We start from the raw sequence: 21,848 nt of genomic DNA on the forward strand, positions 1-21,848 counted from the left end.
TCTCGCGGGACTAACTGTTAGATTATTAGCATCTCCACCTGTTCCCGTTCTTTGATTTGTTTTTTCGTCATCATTGCCATCACCTCATTTGATAATTGGGAGATACTGTTGATTGTAGCGGAGAGCAAGCCCCTCGGAAAGCGTCCGCTCGCAGTGAAAATCAACTTTTCATAGTTAATCCTATTGTAAAAGAAAAAGACTATAGGCAAATCCATGATTTCTGGAGTTTGTCTACAGTCTGCGTCGTCCATATGAAATGGACGACGTTTTTGTATCAAGTCTTTTATGAATTGACAGTCGATTTAATCGGTTTTATCTCTCTTTCTGATCCAGCTACAATGACCGCAGCTGATGCATCTCCGACGATATTAACAGACGTCCGCATCATGTCGAGCACCCGGTCAATACCTGCAATGAGAGCGATTCCTTCAAGTGGCATATTCACGGAGTTCAGAACCATTGCAAGCATAATCATGCCTGCACCTGGTACTCCCGCTGTACCAATTGATGCTAGAACAGTCGTCAAAACGACAGTTAGCAACTGTAGGAACGTCAGCTGAAGATCGAAGAATTGTGCGATGAACACGACTGCAACCCCTTGATAGATTGCAGTTCCATCCATATTGATAGTAGCTCCAAGCGGCAAAACAAAACTCGCGATACGTTTTGGCACGCCTAGATTCTCTGTTGTGTTCTTGATAGTAACAGGAAGTGTCCCTGCGCTGCTTGCAGTACTAAATGCAACAAGCGCAGCTGGGAAGATGCCTTTAAAGAACGTTATTGGGCTAAGTTTGCCCATTGTTTTCACAGCAATGGAGTAAACGACAAGGGCATGCACAATACACGCAATGTATACGGCTAGCACTACTTTTAACAAAGGCAGCAATACAGATAATCCATATTCTCCAACGACTGGCGCCATTAATCCCAGAATACCAAATGGAGCGACACGCATAATGATTCCTGTAATTTTGTACATGATTTCCGCAAATCCCTCAAAGAAGGACAACACGGGTGCCGCCTTTTCACCAATCATCGTAATGGCAATGCCGATGAACAAGGCAAAGAAAATAATTTGTAGAATGTTCCCCGTAGCAAGTGCCTCAAAAGGATTGGTAGGTACTATGTTCAAGAACGTATCAATCGCACTTTGTGGTTCTGCGATAGCAGCTTCAGGTATACTACTCTCATCTGTAGAAATGTTGACCCCAGTCCCTGGGTTGATCAAAAACGCTACTGACAAACCAATTATAATTGCGATGGCAGTTGTGGCTAAATAATATACAATCGTTTTGATACCGATTCGTCCCAGTTGTTTCGGATCTGACATACTCGCAACCCCTACAACTAGAGTTGAAAGAATAAGAGGTGCAATTACAAATTTAATGAGTCGTAAGAACAAATCCCCAAGTGGCTGCAGGAAATCGATTTTACTTCCGAAAATACTTCCTAGAATAATAGCCGAAACAAACGCAACAAAAATTTGTGTGACCAAGTTAAAACGTAATTTCAATTCCATCCCCTCCTCTTCATCATTGGTAATGTACTGTATTCCAAAGTATATGTATACATGCAAACGCTTTCACTCAATACTATAAAAAAAACCCCTTCCCTGAGCACCATCTCACGGGAAAGGTTTTCACGTGTGCATTTCTATACATAATAACTTTTCTAGTATAGGAACACAACTACTTTTTTTCTATTCAGTAAAATTATTAGAACCAACGTCCCACGATTGGATAGTTGTATGGCTCATCTTGAAGCGTTTTAATAATCGCGATAATCGGAATGACAATTGTCATGATGATGAAACCAATTAGGAACGGTATTCCAATTAGGATAAACGAAAAGATCGTTGACACAACGATTAATGCTCCCATGACTAATTGGAACAAAAGCGCTTGAATAGACAACCGTTTTATTTGTTCATCCAACTCCACAAAAAACGTCATGATGTAAATCGCAACTGGCACCAAAAATGGTGCAAAGAATGCGCTGGCATGTATGAGAATCTTTAATCCTTTTGTTTCCACAAGTTTCCATCCCTTCACTCGATCTTAGTAATTTTACGAGTGAAGCAGAGAAAAGATTCATTTTATTTTGCCCCGAATGAGGCAGGCATGACAACTGCAACAACTTCTCCAGTTACACATAACTCACTTCCCGCAAAAACTTCAACGGCTACTTTGAATTTCTTTGGATGTATTTCTTCAATAGTGCCGACCGCTTTCAAAGTAGTTCCTTCTGGAGTCGGTTTAACATAATTCACTGACAAGGAAGCGGTGACAAACCTCGGTGGAAGTTCCTCGTTGTCAGGTTCAAATCCATTTTTACGATGAAGAGCTAATGAAGCGGATCCAGTTCCATGACAATCTATCAACGAGGCGATAATCCCACCATAAACGAAACCTGGAATCGCTTTGTGATTTGAGTCTGGCATATAATATGTAACCGTTTGGTCCCCTTCCCAAGTGGTTCTGAATTGGTGGCCTTCTTTGTTTAACCGACCACATCCATAACACCACGAAAAGTCATCCGGATAACGATCCTGAATCGCATGCTCAACTTTTTGTACCATTTGAATTCCTCCTTCAACCATTTGCCTATCAGTATATCATAACAATTCTGTGAATTATTCAATTGACTCATACATATACTAGCGTCGGAATAGAATACCACCTGATCATGAGCATGCGTATACTACACTAACGAACGATACAAGGAGGCTGATTCTATGAAATTACGCGCGTTTCTACTAGTTTTTCTACTCGTTGGAGGAGCTTATGCCATGGTCCATTCCATTAACGAATTCTCATCAAAGAAATTCTCAGAAGTGCTGCAGTTGCCTGAAGAACATGTGGTTCAACTTATTTTTACAAAACCTTCTACTACAGGCATGACACCGCCCGCATGGGTTTCATCAGACAAAGAACAGATTGCCAATCTGTTAGAGTTTCTAAGTAGTTATGAATTAAAGAAAAAAGATTCACAAGAACTCCTAGATGAGTTGAATTTCAATCAATTCACAATCAGTATCGAAGATCACGACGAAAACCTTGTAACAATAATGGTGGAAGACAGTTTGATTGTCACTCAAAATGGAGAGCAATATACACTACTTGACGGGCCATTAGATACTGACTGGATGGTAGATTTCATTCTCTCGAGCCATTCTCCATCTTAATTTCCACGCGCTTTAATCTTTGTACATTTCAGTCTATTTGTTTTATACTAAAATTAGTTCAGAATTCGAAATAAGGGAGAGAGTTCATTGGTTAAACAATTACCGCTAAGATCAGAAGTACCTCAAGAAGAAACGTGGAATTTGAAAGATCTATTCCCTTCGGAGGCTGCCTATTCCGAAGCTCTAGGAACATTGCAAACTGACGTTACAGCATTCGCAAAACAGTTCCAAGCAAATATCCAAACAGCAGAAGATGTAGTAGCTGTACTGAAACAATTTGAAGCGATTTACATGCAGATTATTCCACTTGGTACGTACACAAGCTTAGCAGTGAGTGTTGACCAGACAAATGACGAAGCACAAATGCGCGATAGCCATTTCGGTTCGGTTTCAGCTAAAGTAGGAAGCCAACTCTCTTTTGTTACGAGCGAATTGCTAGAGCTGTCTGAGGACGTATTACAGCAAGCAATGGAGCAATCAGAAGAGTATAGCCATTATCTGAGAGAATTGATCCGCGAGAAGCAGTATCGCCTTCACCCGGAAGTTGAGAAGGTGCTCGCTGCTTATTCTTCTGCTTTCGAAGCACCATATGGCTTGTATAACACGACTAAAATGGTCGATATGGATTTTCCCGATTTCGTTGTAGATGGAAATTCATATCCGCTCAGCTATGTATCATTTGAAGGTGGTTGGGAGTCCGAGCCGGATACGAAAAAACGCCGTGCTGCGTTCGAAGCGTTTTCTGCAAAATTACGTGACTATCAGCATACAACTGCTAAAACGTATGATTCTCACTTGCAACTCGAGAAAATCACTTCCGATTTACGTGGCTATGAGAGTATTACAGACTACTTATTATTCAATCAGGAAGTCGATCAGTCGTTGTATCATCGCCAAATCGATTTGATCACCAAAGAATTGGCTCCACACATGCGCAAGTATGCAAACCTTCTAAAAGATGTGCACGGACTCGACAAAATGACGTTCGCAGATTTAAAAATTCCTCTGGATGCAACGTACGAGCCGACAATCACTGTAGAAGAATCCAAAAAATACATTAACGAAGCTCTTGCCATCATGGGGCCAGACTATTTAGATATGGTGAAACGTTCATATGATGAGCGATGGACGGATTTCGCACAGAACAAAGGCAAGTCGACAGGCGCTTTTTGTTCCAGTCCTTATGGCACTCACCCGTATATCCTGATTTCTTGGACAGGTAGCATGGAAGACGTATTCGTCCTTGCTCACGAACTTGGACACGCTGGGCATTTCTACAACGCTCATAAGAACCAGAACGTGTTCAACTCACGTCCATCTACCTACTTCATCGAAGCTCCATCGACGATGAATGAAATGCTCGTAGCAAACCATCTTCTTTCAAATTCAGAAGATCTGAAGTTCAAACGTTGGGTCATTTCTTCTATTATTTCACGTACGTACTATCACAACTTTGTAACTCATTTACTAGAAGCTGCTTATCAGCGAAAAGTGTATGAAAAAATCGATGCAGGTGGCAGCGTCAATGCAACCATTTTAAACGAGCTAAAGCGTGGCGTTCTAGAAGAATTCTGGGGAGATACTGTAGAAATCAATGAAGGCGCAGAGCTTACGTGGATGCGTCAACCACACTACTATATGGGTCTGTATCCATATACGTACAGTGCAGGGCTTACGATTTCAACAGAAATGGCAAAACGCGTGTTGAATGAAGGTCAGCCAGCAGTAGATGATTGGTTGAAAGTATTACAAGCAGGTGGAACACAAACACCAGCTGAACTTTCAAAAATGGCGGGCGTCGACATTACGACTGACGAACCGTTACGCAATACGATTGCTTATATTGGTGATCTTATTGACCAGCTCGTTCAGCTGACAGAGGAAATTAACGCCGAAGCACAACCTACTAAGTAATCAATAATTTAACAAATAAGCAAAAGAGCAGTGGCTAGATGGCCACTGCTCTTTTGCTTGTTTGTTCTTAGTGATATCTTCCTGTTTTGATATACATCTGAGACACCGTTTAGAGTTGTTTCTTTATATTTGTTGTAAAAGTATTCTAATTTGGTAAGCGCACCCCTATGTAAAAAACAGCTACTAATTACAGCCACAAGAATGTACCACTACTGCCATAGTTTTCACCAGCAATTGTCACGGATTTTACCACTCGTTGCCAATGGGGTTACCAGTGGTGTAACGTCAAGAATGTGGAGATATAAAATGTTAAGGACTTGGGAAGATAAAAGCCTAACTCCACGTACCTTGAACGAGGAATTAGGCGTATGATCTTACACAAACGCACCCGTTTGCATCCTTAGTTATTTAATATTCAAAAGCTCTCTTGACCTCTTCCCACTTAGATCCGGTTTTATCTTCCTTTTTCCAAACTTCGCCCGTAATTGTGTCATACATGTATATAACTCCATCTTGGACGATCATTCTCTGTGAGTCATCAACTGGCGTGTCCTGTTGATTAATACTTTCAGCAACCTCACTGAGACCGCTCGAAATAAATCCACCCGCAAGCAAGACACTAATGCCTAAAAAAATAAAAACGCCATTCTTTATTTTGTCCAATTTTATTCACTCCCTTGACTCAAACAGAATACGTACACTGTAAGGTTAATTTCATCACCATCTTATACTGTAAAATGGCCCGATTGCGATGTAGACGCAACCTCTTATAAAGCAATCGCACCCGAGTGCTATATAGTCTATTCTCCCAACTCAGATAACCATTTACGAAGTTTTGCTTTAGGATAATAAATTTTATTATTTATAAGGACGTGTGGTATGTCTGGATATTCTTGAATTAAGCTTTTCGCATCTTCTTTAGAAATCCCTATAAAGTAATGAACATTATTTTCCTTTATCAATTCGTGTTCATTGTCATCATCTTCAAAGAGTTCACTAAGACTGTCTTTAGCATCAGGATTTTTAAAGTTTTTAAGCCCATTGCCTATAAAATACCCTGCAGCGGCAATTCCTATAGCAATCCAGATTAAATCAAACCCCATACTGACATCCCTCCTGATTTTCTACATATTTTATTCGATTATTTTGCCCTATTGTTGAACGGTTGTGTTCCATAAACGCCCCCGATTAACGAACTGAATCAGTTACCCACCAAACTGATATCCAAAAATTGTGATCAAGTAAAATGTAAGTTCGATTACTCCTAGAACAAGTACAACTAACGGTATGATTTTCTTATTTCCTTTTTCTTTTACAAGTCCTATTAAGCCAAAAATAAAGAATATAGGTGCTGTTATTATCGTTGAATGCAGAAGCACAAGTATAACGAGAAAACCACCTGTGAAGTACAGAACAACTAGTGAAATTACTTGAATCACAAAGAATATTAGCATCGCTAAAGAAACTTTACCCATGGCTGTTCTTGGCAAAATATCACTCCTCGTAATTTAAATGGCCCTATTGCTGAAAAGGGCGCAAATTCTTCTTCAAGAATTGCCCCCGATTATTGAAGAATGATACTTAAAATTATTTGTAGAATCGCTGCAATAACTAATATCCACATAATTTCTATTCGTATAAATGAATTATATGGATTGCGTTTTTTTGTAACTGCTATATCTTGTGCAACTTTTAAATTGATTGGTAAAAAGTATAAAGAAAAAATTATAGCTACTGAAAATGAAATACATAAATTAACGAGGAATTGACTAGTTGTTAGACTTGCCACAGCACTACCAATTATAAATACTGGGACACCAACCCAAATAAAAAAGGTTACAACTAACAAAACCGCTGCCATTATGACGAGCATAAATTCTCTCTTAAGCACATTTAAATAACTGTTATAGTAATAACTCACGTCATCCCTCCTAGAACTCCTTCAGTAAACTGGTCCGATTGCGATATAGACGAAATCGCTTATAAAGCAATCGCACCCGATTCCAGAACTATCATTTAGCCACTATCAGCTTGCTGATGAACTCGTCAAAAGTGTCAGCAAGTACATGAAAGTTGTTCCCATCACCATTATCTGGCTCTACGTAGACTACATTTGGAATTTCACGATTTTCATAGTTAAATCCGACCCATGCGTGGCCGCTTCCAGAGAATAGGACAAGCTCTTCGGGAAGTTCCCATTCCCCTATGAAATAATCACTTAACATCAAACCTTCTTCATTAGCCCCCATGATTTCTTCTACCACTATGAACTGATCTCCGCTCTCAATAGAAAATTCTACGGGAAAAACTTGATGCGTGTCTTTGACAAATCCTCCATTTGCAATCTTCAATAATTGTAAGAAATCAGTCGGTAATTTTCTTCCAAGAGTTTGTTCGACACGTGTGATTTCTTCGTCTGTTGCTGGTTTGTTCATTGTTTCGTTTCGTAAAATGTGTTGCATAGTATTGCTCCTCTATAAATTTATTTGGTCCGATTGAGGCACAGTCCTTATGCAACTAATGCCCCCTATTACTAAACTGAAGACTTTAACTATCTCTGCGTTTTTTATCTCCTATATACGTCCACAAATGGTATGTTACCCAAAACAAGATTGCATTTAACAGTAAAAGTATGAGAACCATAATAGGATTCTCTACAAAATAATTAGATGCAAAGACAGAAATACCTATAAAGATAACTATGAATGGGGGGAGAAGAATCCAATACCGTTTATCTTTAAAAGTTTGAAAACTAAACATACAATTCCCCTCCAGTCCGTGATATGTCTTGTTTATCCAAAAAAGTGACCCTTATTGTAACTCGGGGACAATTCCTATAATGGAATCGCACCCGTTAGTGGAAGAAATCATCTCTTAAAACTAATTAATTTATATTTAAATAATATCGTAATTCCGAAGTTCAATACAAAATGAACAAAAATCGGGACTAAAATATTGTTAGTTTTAAAATAGATCCAACCAAAAACTAAGCTTGGAATACAGATATTCAATAACATGATTGGCTTTTTAAAATATTGAAAATGAAAGGCAATAAACAATAAAGCCGTTAATAGAATCGCAACCCATGGATGACCTGTAAATATCAAAAGTAGGTTTTGAATAATGCCTCTAAATAACGTTTCTTCAAATAATACAGCTACAAACATAAAAATGAAAACATCTGGCAATCTGTCATTTTGGTATGTTTTATTGGTGTCGTCAATGTAGTCCTGGGGAATAGTTAAAGTTAAAATGACTCCAAACAATAATAAACCAACAGAAGCAACCCCTGAAATTATTAAAGATTCTATTGGATTATCAAAAGAAAGTAAATTTGGGATTGCGAGTACATCGTAAACTACTAAAGCATAGATTACAGTAAAACAAATCAATGTAAGCGAAGAAAATGGGAAAATCGCGTTTTTTAATTTGAAATCGTGCTTTATATTTTTTGTTTTATCCTTTGCATAATCCATATATGACTTCCCTATCTAATAATTTTAATGTAATTTTTTTATTGTTTAACTCGTCTAGATGGCCCGATTGCGGCATAAAGACTTTATTACGAATTAGCCATGTTTGTATAGAAAGTATAACATTCCCATTTCTGAAAAGTATATTTATTATCCAGAAGCTAGGGAGTGGTAAAGGTATTGTCACTCAATGGTACAATCTATGTCACTTGGTGGTAAAAAAACATGTCACGAGTGGTACATTTCATTGGCTGTAATCAGCTACTAGTAGAGTCCAGTACCAGCTAATTGTAGCAATGTCTGAACTATGTACTTTCTACCGAGCTCATCATTACCAAAGTTTTTTTCATTGTAGATATATCCTCTCTCTCTAAAAAAGGTATACCAGTTACCTTCTTCCTCAAAATAATGGAAGCCTTCATCCAAAGAATATCTACCTGTAGATTCACTCTGTGGGATACCATGGATTAAAGTATACTCATAGACGTCTTCCTCACTAACTGTAAAAATTTCAGAGTATTTATGATACCTCATATTTTTAACACCTAGTGTTTCACAAGCAAAATCAAGTGCATTTCCATAAAGAAGTATCTTTATCTGTGTTTCTTTGTCTGCCAAAACTATCAGCTCCTCATTGGACCTTTATGCACTAAACTTGCTTAACCAATTCTTGATCTATAATAGCACTCACCAAGTTAAACTATTAAACTTTTATCATTAAATTTGTTAAACGCGGACTCCATCCAAGCTGTAGAAGAACTACAGAAATCATGGAGGGGTGCCTACCGTCTTGTTTCTTTTATTATAAAATTAATTGAATTTCGCTACGTGAGGACGTTTTGCGAGGGGCCTGCTTTTCGCTACAATCAACAGTCCCTCCCAACTATCAAATGAGCTGATGGAAATGATGACGAAGAATCAAAATCACAAAAGGGATAGAATTCAAGTTGATTCTCATCCCTTTTGTAGTCTGTCATCATGAACTTTTTTCAATGAAAAATTCATGTTCTTTATCTACTCCTATAACTAATTGTTTATCAAGAAATATTTTCATTGGAAATAATTTAGATTTCTTTTCTGAGAACAACCATCTTCTATCCATGCTAGTTAAAATAATAAAAACGCCATTATTATGATCTTGCATAAAGTTTAAAGATGAATTAGTAACTGGATCATTATCACTGTCAAAAATGTCAATTTCCTTAAATTGCTCACCGACCATTGGTGCATCTTTTACGATTAAACCAATTTCACTGATATTTATAATACTATTTACTGTAAATGGCGATTCGCTATTTGGATTCTCATTATATCGAGCAATGAGTTCGACTATATTTCCTGCTGGATCTTCAAAATAGCAAGCATGTGCTGGCCAAAATGAAAAATCTGCCTCGTCTTCTCCATCTTCTAACAAAAGGGTTGTTTTTCCTTTCAACCATTTCTTCGCTTCCTGAAATTGATTGGCAGGAATATTAAATGCAAAATGATAATATGGTTCCCCTACCACTTTTTCATTAGTAAATTCTAAAACACTTGTTCCTACTCGAATTTGAAATCCATTTGGATTCTCACCGCAAATTATAAATCCTAAATGTTGCGTATAAAATTCTTTCAACATTTCTAATTTAGTTGTTTGTAAAGTCAGTACTTTTATTTCCATATCAATATCCCCTTTCATGTCTGTCCTTGTATGAAGTAATTCAACTTTCTATATAACTATCATTGTAATAAGATTAAAAATAATTCCAAAATAAAACGGCATGATTGAACAACAAGAAGAGGTAAATATATACTAACAAATTGAAATCACTTGATATTAGCCTTTTCTTTTTTCTCGGAAATAGTATACACAATTGCAATCAAAATCGACAAGGTTACAAACATAAAGTAAGTATTTATATTAAAATACTGGTTGTTCACATGAATACTCAGTCCTGTAGTAATGCTTTGTAGATATTCCGCATCTACAACACCATCTTTTTTTAGTAATGCATCCTTAATGACTTGGCGATATTCAATAAATGCATTTCTTTGATATATATAGGCAGCAGATAAATGAACGAGAATTGCTAATATGCTGATGATAAATGCAGTGTTGCCAAACGGATGCACATGAAAAATCCGAATCCATAGGAATACCATAAAGACAAATACTGGAATTAGCATAAATGCTATTAACAATGCTGGATTACCATTTCCAGATGAAGTTCCTGGATTCGGAGTCATTTGGTTTCCTAGCAGAAAGACTCCCAACAATAACAAACTAACAACGAATAGAGTAATCTTTGCGATTTTCACTGGACACCCCTTCTTTTTACTTTATACTCCTCTACTAATTTTCCTGATCGGAGTGCAGTTACCGTGCCCAATTGCTTAATCATGGATGTTTCTGCTTGTTGATACGAGGAAGTGAGAGCTAATGCCTAATAGTCCACCACCAATAACCGCCATCAAAGTTCCAGTTATTATCCATCCAGTAGACAAAAGAGTTGCCACAAACATACCCACCATAAATAACACTAAGCCTACGGAAAATAATAAAATGCCTTTTTTCATATTCCCACCTCAAGTTTTATTTTAGTAGTTTGATTTGATTATCTTTGCACAAAAACAACCGATCGGGGCCTACCCTTATTCATTAGGCTCGCCCATTACCTGAATAATCACTCATTTTATGCTAAATGCGTAATTAAGTATATCTTGATATAGTTCATGCCAGTCACGGTAGTAATTTGAAACCTCTTTAGGGTCTATAAAAAGTCTGTCCGAAGATTCATACTCTCCTCTAAAACTATGAAATTTCTCAACATTCATACGATAAAACAACTGATAGTCGATTTTTGGATATGGACTGTCTTCATTCCAATTTGGGTTTTCAGTATGGTCAACTACAATATGACCAAGAAAATGACATTCCCCTTCAACGTAACCTTCTTCCATAGCTTCACGTTTCAAACAATCCACTGGAGTTTCATTTAATTCAATGTGACCTCCTGGAAAGTCCCATCCTCTATGACTTAGATTAACCAATAACAACTTATTCTTATAAAAGCAAAATCCATGAACGCTTGTAATTAAATTATATTGTGGAGATTGGCATTCAGGTTTCCAAGTTATTTTTACTTTTGCTTCTCCCCAATTTACATATGCTGTTGTCATATATATTCATCCCTTAATAATTTTTAGCCCGTTACTGGCATAGTCCATCTATCACAACTGCCCCCGATTAAGGAAGAAGTCCATTTATTAATGCTTACTAATCTTTGTTGTCTACGTACTCTTTTATCTCATCTATCTTTTTATCCATTTCGTTTAATTTATCTTTCGTATGCTTAATAAAATTGGCGACTCTTGAAATTAAATAAATGATAAAGATAAAAAATATGATATTTATACCAGCATCAAAAGCATCCATACTTTCCCTCCTTTTTCTTCTTCAATATAGTATTCTATTCAACAATCAATTTCTTTTACTGAAAAGGGAGCAAATCCTTGTTCAAGAATTGCCCCCGATTGGTGCATATACAATTATCCGTATCATCGTAGTAATTATTGATTTAATTCACAAATCCCAACTCGGGAAAAATGTTGGCAATCCAACTTCGCGTAGCATTTTATTAAATGGTGGTGTATACATATCAGTATCCTGTTCAATTGAAAATAATTGGGTTCTCATTTTTTTAAAAAGTTCCTGTTCAATTTGAGGGAAAACCAACTCAAATACTTTCTGTTTATCTAATACGTATAAATAATACAAAGTATAAGAATAAAGGTTTGGAAAATCATTTTTTATAGAAGGGGCATTTGCTAAGAATGCAGAAAGATAATCGTCAAAAAAATAAAATTGTTCAACCGGTAAATGAGTGACCCCTGTTTGGGTTCGAAATACATCAGCTGGACCGTTATACCAATTACCCAACATAGCGGTAAAGGCTAATATAGATCCTGCACGAATCTCAAAATCCTTGTCATTAAAATATTTGTAGTAGTAGTCTTGGGTTTCATCTCCCCAGTCTTTGGCAGTATCAAAAGCACCTATTTCAATACCATTAAATAATATGGCTAACTTATTTTTGACCACGTCATCAATCCTTCCACCATTAAAGCCCCAGTTTATTTAAGACTTCTTTTTATCTATAAGTATTCCAACTATGGCACCCAACAATATATTCGTTATTAAAATTGGGTTTATTGAATCCATTGCAAATATTAGAATGAACGACAAAACACCTGCGACTAACGCGAATAAAATTGCATTATATGACACGATATTTCCCCCTCGACCTAAGTCTCTCTTTTGTAAAATGGCCCGATTGCAGTGTAAAGCTAATGAAGTTATTTATCATCACCAACATTCATTAGATATAATTTTTTCTCAAATCCACCGCGTTCATAAAATTTCTTTTGCCTTACTTCTTCTACATCTTTGAATCCTTTTCCATGAATTTTAGATAAGGAATATATAACTTCGAGAATATCTGAAAGCTCCTCGATTGCTTCTTCATCATTTTTCGTCTCTAAATACTCGTTTAGTTCCTCTTTAAGTTTTATCCTTAGTTCGCTATAATACTTTGATTGATCAAGGGTTTGTATTTCACATATTTCTCCGTTTTGATTAATTATCTCCGGAATTTTATCACGAACAAGTTTATTATAAGTTCTCATTTCCCATACCCCTGTCTGTTAAACAATTTGGCCCGAATACAGCACAGTCCTTATGCCACAACTGACCCCATTTGCGGAAGTCCTTTTACCAATTAAATATCAACATTAGGACGCTGGATGCAAGGAATACAGCAAAAAATGCAAGGATGTAATAAGTCTTTCCTTGTTTTTGGGTTTTATTTTCCTTTTCGTAATCTTTCCAACCAATAAATAAACCTACAAACATTCCTATAATTCCTAAGCGTAAAATCAAAATTACATAGTCATAAATGGGCTTGTAAGAAGTTTCATAACTACCATTACCCAAATCTTGTACATCTTTATAACTGACAAATAAAATTGAAACAGCTAATCCTAATAATAATCCATATAAACCTGACTTCTGTAACTTCTTTTCCATATTTGTCTCCAATCATTTTCTAGAATTTGGCCCGTTTAAAGAAGATGCTATTTATATTAATATGCTCTGTTGCTTGTAGCGGAAGACGGCCGACTCCGAAGGGATCAGCGTGCGTCTTGAGACCCCGCAAGGCGCGTGCTTTTCGCGACCGAGGAGGCTCAAGCCACGCCCCTCGGAAAGCGTGCCGACTGAAGCGGAAAGTAACAGGTTTCACAGACAGTTTGGCCCGATTGATGAACATACGAATCCAATATATCTACTATATTATACCAAACCCCCAGTGAATTATCAGACTTTATTTAAATGATAGATCGAATACCTTAAATTTAGAACCTTAACAAAATCCACATTTCCCACACAAAAAAAGCTAGTGGCTACGGGTTTTCCTCCTCTACCATCCTATCGGCTCTTTTCAATTCACCAACGGCCGTGAATCATATATTCCAGGAAACAACAAGAAACTAGATTACTCTATGAGGTCTTGATTGTAAGGTTTATGGATTGGCGATTATTAGAAAACTATCCTGACTAATATTATAGGTCCATTTTTACATAGAACGAAAAAGCGTGCACATCATCCATTTCTCACGAATGATGTGCACGCTTTTATATTTTAAACGTTTACTTTGTTATTTGGGTTTGTTTTCATCTTTACCAAAATGATGGTTTGGCAACCATTAGGTAGAGCATAATTAGAAGTAATCCTATATACCGCCACGATGTGTTCATTAACTTCTTTAACAGTTCTTCACGATTTTCCGGTTCTTTAGGAAAACGGTTCAAGACAACGGAAAAACCGCTAGCCAGAAATACAATCGATAGCATCATAATACCTAACGTGACAATCACCCATGAGGTGTACCACGGCCATGGCCCAATCAAGATCAGAATCACTCCAGAAACTACAAGAACATGTCCCGAATGCATCACAAAGCGAATTGTCCATTTGAATAATGAAAGAAGAATTGCTTCCTCACTCAAAACCGCTTTGCGGACACGTGAAATAATCGGGAATAGCAGAAATAGCGGTCCTACTGATGCTACTGCTGATAACACATGGATGTAGACGACGACTGTATATAAGAAGCCCATATCAAATCCATCAATTCTTTACGGGAGAAAACTCATGTACCCATACTTTCATAGTAGGAATCCATTTCATACCTTCATGCATATCGAGAATCGACTGCTTGTAAGCGTCTAGATTTTCAAATCCTTCTTGGTGAGCATGTTCTTCTGTAACTTCACCAAGTGATTGTTGATAAAGTGAATCTACTTTAAATCCCTTACCATCTAACTCCATAACCTCGCCAGGGTATGCGTAAACACCGTTTCTCCGAGTTGCAGTCTTTTTGCCTTCCAACACTTTTTCCACATCTGCTGGTACTGTAACTAGTCGTTCAACTGAGCATGTTTTTTTTGGATAATCCATTTTAAATTCCCCATTTCAACTATTTCCTTCATTATATATGGTTCTCGATAAAATTTCGAATCACACAGTCTATTATTTTGAAATAGTCATCTCATGAGTTTCATGCTCGTGCAATCCTTCTTCATTTTCAACATGAACGGTAACACTTGCTGTTCCGGCAGCTTCAAATGTCACTTCACCTGCGTATTCTCCAGCCTTCTCTTCCGTTAACTTCACCCATTGTGCTTCATTAGTTTTATCATTCACAACAACTTCAAGTCGTACACGTGCTTTTTCAAGTGGCTTATCATCTAGCTGTAAGTGGACCATCATCATTGCAGATTCATTCACCTTCACATCTTTAGGTTCCATGAAATGCATAGAAAAACCTTCTGTTCCATGATGATGCTCATGACTTTCTTTGCCTTCTGCCCCATGTTGATGCTCATGACTTCCTTCAGCTTCAGTACCTGCTTCACCTTCTACAGCCCCTGTACCAATTGTGATCTCTTTCATTGGCATCGTATGCATATCTCGCGCTGTTACGTGGACTTGAACATGGTACAAGCCATCATGTTCAAATTTAGCTTTTGCTTCGTAAAGGCCATCCGTTTTCTGTTCGGATTTGACCTTCCAGCTATCCTCTTTCTTTCCATCTTCCCAAATTTCATATTCAACTTCACTTGCATCCGTTACCTTTTCATCACCTTGAGTGACTGCAGCTGCTAATTGAATGGATTCCTCGGCTTCCCCTGTTTCAGGAACAGTTAGCTCTACCGTGATCGGCTCAACCACAACTTCTTCGTCTTTACTTGCATTTCCATCCGTATCATTTTGCCCGCATCCTGTTACTAATAATGCGATAAGTGCTGTACTAATTGCCAAATGTTTCTTTTTCAAATGAACCTCGCTCCTTTTTGCTTAACGGTTTGTCTGCTTTCAAGTATTATTAGCTTATGAGCATCATTGTACTAAGTAAATTCGAAATAACTATGAAGTCTTTAAACTTCATGGAATGTTCACCGTTTTTTGAGAAAATGATTAGATTATTGATAGATGAAATGAGGAAACCAGATGATTTCGTATACAATTATGGTAATCGATGATGAAGCAGAAATGAGAAAACTAATTCGCACTTTTTTAGAGGGTGACGGGTATCACGTAGTAGAAGCAACAGATGGAGTACACGCTCTTTCTCTGCTGCACGAAATTCGTGTAGATCTTTGTTTAGCAGATGTCATGATGCCCTATATGGATGGCTTCCTCTTCGCTCAAGAAGTGAAACGAACGATCGATCTTCCTATTATCTTCTTGTCTGCTAAAGGAGAAGAATGGGATAAAATCAAAGGTCTCAAACATGGTGACGATTATATTGTGAAACCCTTTTTACCTGGTGAATTACTTGCAAGAGTTGCTTCAGTCTTGCGTAGATCCTATCAACGCAAAGAACTTCACAGCGCACTGTCATTTGGTCCACTTGAAATTGATAAAGAGGCACACAGAGCGACGTTAAATGGGAAGGCATTGTCACTTACACTGAAGGAATTTGGTATTCTTTACGTCCTTGCAAAAAATTCTGGTCGCGTTTACTCAAGAGATGAGCTTCTCCAAATTGTTTGGGGAGACGATCACGACAGTAGCGTGCGTACCGTCGACACACATATTAAGACCTTGAGGTTGAAATTAGGGGAAGAAGGACAAAAGATAGAGACTGTCTGGGGAGTCGGCTACAAGTTCGAGGTCTAAGGCAATGAAACTAACATTAAGTAAAAAAATCTTGTCGTTGTTTTTCTTAAGCCTTGCATTTACGATTTTGTTTTCATTTTTCTTTATTCATTTTCTATATTCAAAATTGTATTTGGAGAGCATTGAAGAGTCGATCGTCTATCAAGGTAAACGAACAGCCGCCCACTACCATTTCGGGGAACTGAGCGATGATATCATTGAAAAGATCCAATGGTATAACGTAGTATCTGAATACGAGATCGTTGTCGTGGATCAATTAGACGACTTATCTTCTTACTTTCCTTACCAAGTTAACTACGAAAATTTAGTGGACAGTTCAGACCGGAAGATACTTGAAAAAGGTTCATACGTTGTTAAAAAAGGATATGTAGAAGAATTCAATCGAGAAATTCTCGGAGCAATCTTTCCAATTCGAGGAAAAGATTCGTTGATAGGTTTTATTTACATCTACGTGCCACTTGCTGCAATCCAAGATGTGTTCAAAGAAAGTATTCCTTTACTTATAGCAGCAGGTTCAGGCTTTTTCTTAATTCTTTTCTTACTCATCAATCGTGTGTGGAGTTCCCTTTTCAGTCCTTTACGGAAATTAGAAGGTCTAGCTGCCAACATTTCTCATGGAGACTATTCTGGCAGAGTAGAAACCGAGCGTTCTGATGAAATCGGCCAGTTGGCACGTGCTTTTAATACAATGAGTTCTTCACTCGAAGCACAAGAAGAACGTAAACGGGAATTTACAAGTAACCTCGCACACGAAATGCGGACTCCACTCACCTACATTAGCGGGTACACGCATGCATTAAAACAAATCACAGAATCCGGAAATCCAAATCAGGATTCGGAGAATTACTTGAACACCATTGAAAAAGAAACCGCACGTCTTAGTAAATTGATCAATGATTTAACAGATCTAAACCACCTTCAAGAAGGTCTATTCACTGTTGAAGCCCAGCCAATCGTCGTTGCCCAAGTTTTAGTCGATACTGTGGAATTGTTCCGCATACATTTGGCTGCTCGATCCATTCAACTTAAACTTGATGTTGAAGAAGACTTGATCATCCTTGGTGATCCAGATCGAATTCAACAAGTCTTCTATAATACAATCGATAACGCAGTGAAGTATGTATCCGACGGTGGAATGATCCAAATCGGATTACATGAACATGGAAGTAAGATTCGATATGTAGTCCAAAACGAAGGATTGACAATTTCAAAAGAAGACTTAAGTAGGATGGGAGAACGCTTCTTCCGCACTGACAAAGCGCGAACACGAACGACAGGTGGTACTGGACTCGGGCTTTCCATTGTCAAAGAAATCATTCGTCTGCATCACGGTACATTCAATATGGATAGTGACCCTTCGACAGGTACAACTGTTACGATTGATCTACCTATGTTTAATGAGGAGGAGGCAACATGAATGCAACCCGATTCGTCCCTATTATGATTGTGGTTATCGTTTTACTTTCCGCCTGCTCTTCCCCTAAACCTCCGGGAAGAGAAATCTCATCATTTACCTTTGTCGATCAGCAAGGTGAATCGTTCGGATTTAACCAATTGAAAGATACAGTATGGATTGCGGATTTCATATTTACAAGTTGTGAAACAGTTTGTCCTCCAATGACATCTGAAATGGCAACATTGCAAAAAGAATTTAAGAAACATGACTTAGATGTACAATTCGTTTCGTTCACAGTTGATCCAGAAGTTGATACGCCGGAAACGTTAAAAGCATATGCCTCTCAGTACACAGAGGATGAAAGCAATTGGCATTTTCTAACTGGCTATTCCGCTCAAGAAATCACCACCTTCGCAAGGGAGAATTTCCAGACCATCATTCAAAAACCTGATACTTCCGATCAAGTTATTCATGGAACAAATTTCTACCTAATTGCAAAAGATGGTAAACTGGTCAGTGAATTTAATTATGTGGATGAAGATTATGTACATGATTTACTAAAAACAGTGAAAGACTATACGAAATAAGACGATTTAGGAGGGTTTTTTTGGACTCAGAAGCAATTGCTACCTTGTCCTATAAAGTGCCACACAAGACAGTAGGTTGGATTGAGCAGACGGTAACTACAGCAATTTGCACACTATCATTACATGAAAATAAAATTGTCTCTCAGCATAGTTCCTATCCGATCCATGCTGTGCATGATTGTTCCTATCGACCTTTCTCAGATGGAACTTGCTTGTTTTATCTTCATACAAATCAAGGCGTTCGGTCGTTCCATGTCAATGTGGATCCCACCTTTTTCTTAAAGTCTTTCAGACGTCTACGAGGCGATCTATATCTTTAATTCATCTCTCCTCATTCTTTCTCTATTAAGTGTTTCCATCACAGATTTTCAAATGATTGTTTAACTTTGCATGAAAGATGGTATACAAACACTAGAGCGACAAAGAAACAATTACTAATTGGAGGGATTCACAAATGGTTGAAAAATTTTATGTAGAAAACGCAGTACAAGCTAAGGCAAAAGTAGATGAACTTGAAGCGAAAGGTTACACTAATGACGAAATTTATGTTTTCGCACATGACAAGAAACGTGGAGATCATATTACAGACGCATTGGATACTGAAAAAGCTGGCATGAAAGAACAAGGCTTTCTCGATTCAATGAAGAATATGTTCACCTCTCGTGGAGATGAACTTCGCAGCAAGATGCACGGTGCGGGTCTTACTGAAGAAGACGCAGCTGCTGCAGAGAGCGAACTCGACAAAGGGAAACTTGTCGTTATTGCAAACAAATAAAAATTATTTAAATGCGTACAACCTCATTCGTTCACGAGGTTGTGCGCATTTTTTGTGCAGAGACATGCTATTTTAGGTATGATGGTGAATGGAAAGCAGGTGTTTTAGATGGAACGTCACTTAGGAAAAATTGGTTTGTTTGCAGGCTTAACCACGTTAGTAATCATGATCGTCGGGGTTCGCACAATTAGTGGAGTGGAATTAGGATGGAAAAACTATTTGGCTTTCTCAATATTCGGCTTAACGGTTGGCCTTATTGCATTATTGCTATTGCATTATAAATTGCGCATCGCGTTTTGGTTCTTTATGGTAGGGATGTTGATCGGCTTTGAAGAATTCTTCCGCAGTATAATTACGATTGAAGGAGAACTTGGTCAATCCATTGGCATTCTTTCTATATACATATTCTCCTCATTCAGCCTAGGAATAGGATTAATCATACAATTCATCGTTATCCTCATAAGGAAGAATAAATGAAGACAAAAAAACAGAACGAGGAGGTAACACTCCCCCGTTCTGTTTTTTATATGCAGGGTAACAAAATTACACTGCTTTTTCTTTCTTAATCTGCTTACTACGTAACTGTCCACAAGCCGCATCAATATCGGTACCTTGCTCCATACGTACACCGCAGTTAATGCCCTTCTTCTTAAGCGTTTCATAGAACTTCTTAATATTCGCAGTCTCACTTCTCGTATACTGGTCATGCTCATCCACTGGATTATAAGGAATCAAGTTAACGTATGACAAGTGACGCTTGTTATAGAGCAATTTTGCAAGTTGCTCTGCTTCAGCGACATGGTCGTTCACATCATTCAACAAGATGTACTCGAAGGTGATCCGACGATTTGTTGTTTCTAAGTAATAGTCAATGGCATCCATCAATTTTTCAATCGGGTAAGCCCGATTAATTTTCATGATCCGTGTACGCAATTCATTATTCGGTGCATGCAACGAAACCGCCAAGTTGATTTGGATGTTTTCATTGGCAAAGTCACGGATTTTTGGAGTTAGACCACTAGTAGACACGGTAATATGACGTGCACCAATCATCAAACCTTTTTGGTCGTTGACAACTCGTAAGAAGTTCATCAAGTTATCGTAGTTATCAAATGGTTCGCCGATACCCATGACTACAATATGACTTACACGCTCCTCATTGCCTTTCATATCCAAGTGATGCTGTACGTTCATGATTTGCTCAACGATTTCTCCTGAGTTCAAATCACGGTTCTTCTTCAATAATCCACTTGCGCAGAAACTACACCCGATATTACAGCCCACTTGAGTTGTTACACAGACTGAATGACCATACGGGAACTTCATCAATACAGTTTCAATGAGGTTTCCATCTTGCATTTTAAATAGAAACTTAATTGTACCGTCTTCAGATTCTTGTTTAACTTCCTGGACAAGTGACTGAATAACATAGTTTTCTTCCAGAAGTTCCACACAGTCACTATTAATGTTTTTCATCTCTGAAAACTGTGTAACCCGCTTTTTATATAACCAATCCCATACTTGTGCCGCACGGAATTTCTTTTGTCCGTTTTCTATAAGCCAATCCGTAAGTTGTTCAAATGTTAGACCATATATTGATTTTTTCATTAGACATCCTCATTTCAGATAATGCATTTCATCCGTCCATTGTACAGGATTGTTTAATAAGACACAACAGCTATGCAAGATAATGGACCTAGTTGAAAAAAACAGATTTCTACTTAATCACGCGTCGATGATGGAATCCAAGCAATTAATCACGTCCATAAAGAACAGCGAAGACGTCAGACATTCGGAATTCAATCCTTTTTGATTTTTCTTGTCCTTAATAGTTCAGTAACAACGATCCCTATAATGACGTAGGCGACTATCCACCACATATATTGCCCTTCAGTTAGTGGTGGTGTGAACTGGTTGAGAATGACTGCAAGTAGAACTCCGATCACTAAAAACGGCACGCGAAACAGTAGTTTTTTCTTCATAACAACCACCCTTCTTTTTACACGATAATTATCTCTTCCTTTTAAGTTATTTTCTAAACGACGTTGTACTCTCCATCCTACTGTAAAAGAAAAAAACAGCGCTCTAAACTAGAGCCGCTGTTAGTCACTTATTTTGATTAACTTTCTTCTCGATTCTTAGCTTCGCAATGAATGCCACGATATTTAGCAATGCGACTACGACTAAAAGAATAGCGACGCCTGTATGACCATCTGCATATCGATTCCACGCAAAATAACCAAGTAAGACTGCAAACACGATATCTACTGTTTTAGAGTTAAATAGTTTCATCATCC

The 21,848-nt window shown here is 37.8% G+C and carries 33 protein-coding genes; 8 read left to right on the forward strand and 25 right to left on the reverse strand.

Translation table 11 applies throughout. The annotated features are described in order from the left end of the window. Positions 1-283 precede the first annotated feature (283 nt). The 3 genes from ACR65F_RS13875 to ACR65F_RS13885 form a co-directional block, all read right to left on the reverse strand. A complete protein-coding gene (locus ACR65F_RS13875; RefSeq protein WP_440504758.1) occupies positions 284-1,519 on the reverse strand; it encodes a dicarboxylate/amino acid:cation symporter in 1,236 nt (411 codons plus the stop codon). Between the two features lie 196 nt (positions 1,520-1,715). Beyond that, complete coding sequence (locus tag ACR65F_RS13880; protein ID WP_440504759.1) at positions 1,716-2,033, reverse strand: magnetosome magnetite crystal formation protein family; 318 nt, start codon at positions 2,031-2,033, stop codon at positions 1,716-1,718. A gap of 62 nt (positions 2,034-2,095) precedes the next feature. Then, positions 2,096-2,578, reverse strand: coding sequence for a PaaI family thioesterase (locus ACR65F_RS13885; protein ID WP_440504760.1), 483 nt, complete (start codon positions 2,576-2,578; stop codon positions 2,096-2,098). A 156-nt stretch (positions 2,579-2,734) separates the two neighbouring features. Here ACR65F_RS13885 and ACR65F_RS13890 point away from each other — a divergent pair, with 156 nt between their 5' ends. Both ACR65F_RS13890 and pepF read left to right on the forward strand, forming a co-directional pair. Further along, positions 2,735-3,184 (forward strand): hypothetical protein, encoded by a 450-nt coding sequence (locus ACR65F_RS13890; protein ID WP_039044269.1) that lies wholly within the window; start codon positions 2,735-2,737, stop codon positions 3,182-3,184. 87 nt (positions 3,185-3,271) lie between these two features. Next, positions 3,272-5,098, forward strand: a complete 1,827-nt coding sequence (pepF, locus tag ACR65F_RS13895; RefSeq protein WP_440504761.1) for an oligoendopeptidase F — start codon at positions 3,272-3,274, stop codon at positions 5,096-5,098. Positions 5,099-5,506: 408 nt separating this feature from the next. On the opposite strand, the gene ACR65F_RS13900 is transcribed toward pepF, so the two are convergent. The 19 genes from ACR65F_RS13900 to ACR65F_RS13990 all read right to left on the reverse strand — a co-directional run bounded on the left by ACR65F_RS13900 (position 5,507) and on the right by ACR65F_RS13990 (position 15,947). After that, positions 5,507-5,761 (reverse strand): hypothetical protein, encoded by a 255-nt coding sequence (locus tag ACR65F_RS13900; RefSeq protein WP_039044267.1) that lies wholly within the window; start codon positions 5,759-5,761, stop codon positions 5,507-5,509. Positions 5,762-5,898: 137 nt separating this feature from the next. Next, positions 5,899-6,201: a hypothetical protein gene (locus ACR65F_RS13905; RefSeq protein WP_039044266.1), complete on the reverse strand. Its 303-nt coding sequence runs from the start codon at positions 6,199-6,201 to the stop codon at positions 5,899-5,901. A gap of 102 nt (positions 6,202-6,303) precedes the next feature. Then, entirely contained in the window at positions 6,304-6,588 is a 285-nt protein-coding gene (locus tag ACR65F_RS13910; protein WP_039044265.1) for a hypothetical protein, read from the reverse strand. 74 nt (positions 6,589-6,662) lie between these two features. Beyond that, the gene (locus ACR65F_RS13915) at positions 6,663-7,019 is read right to left on the reverse strand and encodes a hypothetical protein (protein WP_440504762.1); all 357 of its coding nucleotides are present in this window, start codon (positions 7,017-7,019) and stop codon (positions 6,663-6,665) included. Positions 7,020-7,110: 91 nt separating this feature from the next. After that, positions 7,111-7,560: an SMI1/KNR4 family protein gene (locus ACR65F_RS13920; protein ID WP_039044263.1), complete on the reverse strand. Its 450-nt coding sequence runs from the start codon at positions 7,558-7,560 to the stop codon at positions 7,111-7,113. A gap of 405 nt (positions 7,561-7,965) precedes the next feature. Further along, positions 7,966-8,574: a CPBP family intramembrane glutamic endopeptidase gene (locus tag ACR65F_RS13925; RefSeq protein WP_039044261.1), complete on the reverse strand. Its 609-nt coding sequence runs from the start codon at positions 8,572-8,574 to the stop codon at positions 7,966-7,968. Between the two features lie 261 nt (positions 8,575-8,835). Next, positions 8,836-9,189 (reverse strand): hypothetical protein, encoded by a 354-nt coding sequence (locus ACR65F_RS13930; protein ID WP_440504763.1) that lies wholly within the window; start codon positions 9,187-9,189, stop codon positions 8,836-8,838. 358 nt (positions 9,190-9,547) lie between these two features. Beyond that, a complete protein-coding gene (locus tag ACR65F_RS13935; protein WP_440504764.1) occupies positions 9,548-10,231 on the reverse strand; it encodes a VOC family protein in 684 nt (227 codons plus the stop codon). Between the two features lie 146 nt (positions 10,232-10,377). Continuing rightward, positions 10,378-10,869 (reverse strand): hypothetical protein, encoded by a 492-nt coding sequence (locus ACR65F_RS13940; protein WP_440504765.1) that lies wholly within the window; start codon positions 10,867-10,869, stop codon positions 10,378-10,380. A gap of 75 nt (positions 10,870-10,944) precedes the next feature. Beyond that, positions 10,945-11,127, reverse strand: coding sequence for a hypothetical protein (locus ACR65F_RS13945; RefSeq protein WP_440504766.1), 183 nt, complete (start codon positions 11,125-11,127; stop codon positions 10,945-10,947). A gap of 111 nt (positions 11,128-11,238) precedes the next feature. Beyond that, positions 11,239-11,730: an NUDIX domain-containing protein gene (locus ACR65F_RS13950; protein ID WP_440504767.1), complete on the reverse strand. Its 492-nt coding sequence runs from the start codon at positions 11,728-11,730 to the stop codon at positions 11,239-11,241. Positions 11,731-11,827: 97 nt separating this feature from the next. Continuing rightward, entirely contained in the window at positions 11,828-11,986 is a 159-nt protein-coding gene (locus ACR65F_RS13955; RefSeq protein ID WP_440504768.1) for a hypothetical protein, read from the reverse strand. A 147-nt stretch (positions 11,987-12,133) separates the two neighbouring features. Further along, complete coding sequence (locus ACR65F_RS13960) at positions 12,134-12,652, reverse strand: hypothetical protein (RefSeq protein ID WP_440504769.1); 519 nt, start codon at positions 12,650-12,652, stop codon at positions 12,134-12,136. 36 nt (positions 12,653-12,688) lie between these two features. Next, entirely contained in the window at positions 12,689-12,838 is a 150-nt protein-coding gene (locus tag ACR65F_RS13965) for a hypothetical protein (protein ID WP_162805820.1), read from the reverse strand. Between the two features lie 68 nt (positions 12,839-12,906). Then, positions 12,907-13,236, reverse strand: coding sequence for a nucleoside triphosphate pyrophosphohydrolase (locus ACR65F_RS13970; protein ID WP_440504770.1), 330 nt, complete (start codon positions 13,234-13,236; stop codon positions 12,907-12,909). A gap of 85 nt (positions 13,237-13,321) precedes the next feature. Further along, positions 13,322-13,636 carry a hypothetical protein gene (locus ACR65F_RS13975; protein WP_440504771.1) on the reverse strand — a complete coding sequence of 105 codons (315 nt, stop codon included), beginning with the start codon at positions 13,634-13,636 and terminating at the stop codon, positions 13,322-13,324. Between the two features lie 651 nt (positions 13,637-14,287). Next, positions 14,288-14,728 carry a hypothetical protein gene (locus ACR65F_RS13980; RefSeq protein WP_125101904.1) on the reverse strand — a complete coding sequence of 147 codons (441 nt, stop codon included), beginning with the start codon at positions 14,726-14,728 and terminating at the stop codon, positions 14,288-14,290. Positions 14,729-14,738: 10 nt separating this feature from the next. Continuing rightward, positions 14,739-15,068 carry an ASCH domain-containing protein gene (locus ACR65F_RS13985; RefSeq protein ID WP_039044076.1) on the reverse strand — a complete coding sequence of 110 codons (330 nt, stop codon included), beginning with the start codon at positions 15,066-15,068 and terminating at the stop codon, positions 14,739-14,741. Positions 15,069-15,140: 72 nt separating this feature from the next. Next, positions 15,141-15,947 carry a FixH family protein gene (locus ACR65F_RS13990; protein WP_440504772.1) on the reverse strand — a complete coding sequence of 269 codons (807 nt, stop codon included), beginning with the start codon at positions 15,945-15,947 and terminating at the stop codon, positions 15,141-15,143. Positions 15,948-16,121: 174 nt separating this feature from the next. Here ACR65F_RS13990 and ACR65F_RS13995 point away from each other — a divergent pair, with 174 nt between their 5' ends. The 6 genes from ACR65F_RS13995 (at position 16,122) to ACR65F_RS14020 (ending at position 20,028) form a co-directional block, all read left to right on the forward strand. Next, entirely contained in the window at positions 16,122-16,793 is a 672-nt protein-coding gene (locus ACR65F_RS13995) for a response regulator transcription factor (RefSeq protein ID WP_440504773.1), read from the forward strand. Between the two features lie 4 nt (positions 16,794-16,797). Next, positions 16,798-18,210, forward strand: coding sequence for a sensor histidine kinase (locus ACR65F_RS14000; RefSeq protein WP_440504774.1), 1,413 nt, complete (start codon positions 16,798-16,800; stop codon positions 18,208-18,210). Continuing rightward, on the forward strand, positions 18,207-18,776 hold the full coding sequence (locus tag ACR65F_RS14005) for an SCO family protein (protein ID WP_039044080.1): 570 nt from the start codon (positions 18,207-18,209) through the stop codon (positions 18,774-18,776). The genes ACR65F_RS14000 and ACR65F_RS14005 overlap by 4 nt, the downstream gene beginning before the upstream one ends. A 20-nt stretch (positions 18,777-18,796) precedes the next feature. Further along, positions 18,797-19,096 carry a hypothetical protein gene (locus ACR65F_RS14010; protein WP_039044081.1) on the forward strand — a complete coding sequence of 100 codons (300 nt, stop codon included), beginning with the start codon at positions 18,797-18,799 and terminating at the stop codon, positions 19,094-19,096. A 134-nt stretch (positions 19,097-19,230) separates the two neighbouring features. Continuing rightward, the gene (locus ACR65F_RS14015; RefSeq protein ID WP_025786223.1) at positions 19,231-19,551 is read left to right on the forward strand and encodes a YflT domain-containing protein; all 321 of its coding nucleotides are present in this window, start codon (positions 19,231-19,233) and stop codon (positions 19,549-19,551) included. 108 nt (positions 19,552-19,659) lie between these two features. Beyond that, a complete protein-coding gene (locus ACR65F_RS14020; RefSeq protein ID WP_440504775.1) occupies positions 19,660-20,028 on the forward strand; it encodes a hypothetical protein in 369 nt (122 codons plus the stop codon). A gap of 66 nt (positions 20,029-20,094) precedes the next feature. Here the strand turns inward: ACR65F_RS14020 and rlmN are convergent, their stop codons facing one another. From rlmN to ACR65F_RS14035, 3 genes are all read right to left on the reverse strand, one after another. Then, on the reverse strand, positions 20,095-21,159 hold the full coding sequence (gene rlmN / locus ACR65F_RS14025) for a dual-specificity RNA methyltransferase RlmN (RefSeq protein WP_039044434.1): 1,065 nt from the start codon (positions 21,157-21,159) through the stop codon (positions 20,095-20,097). Between the two features lie 191 nt (positions 21,160-21,350). Beyond that, complete coding sequence (locus ACR65F_RS14030; protein ID WP_440504776.1) at positions 21,351-21,533, reverse strand: hypothetical protein; 183 nt, start codon at positions 21,531-21,533, stop codon at positions 21,351-21,353. Positions 21,534-21,657: 124 nt separating this feature from the next. Further along, positions 21,658-21,846, reverse strand: a complete 189-nt coding sequence (locus ACR65F_RS14035; protein WP_039044436.1) for a hypothetical protein — start codon at positions 21,844-21,846, stop codon at positions 21,658-21,660. Positions 21,847-21,848 lie beyond the last annotated feature (2 nt).

Source organism: Sporosarcina sp. SAFN-010 (assembly GCF_059415065.1).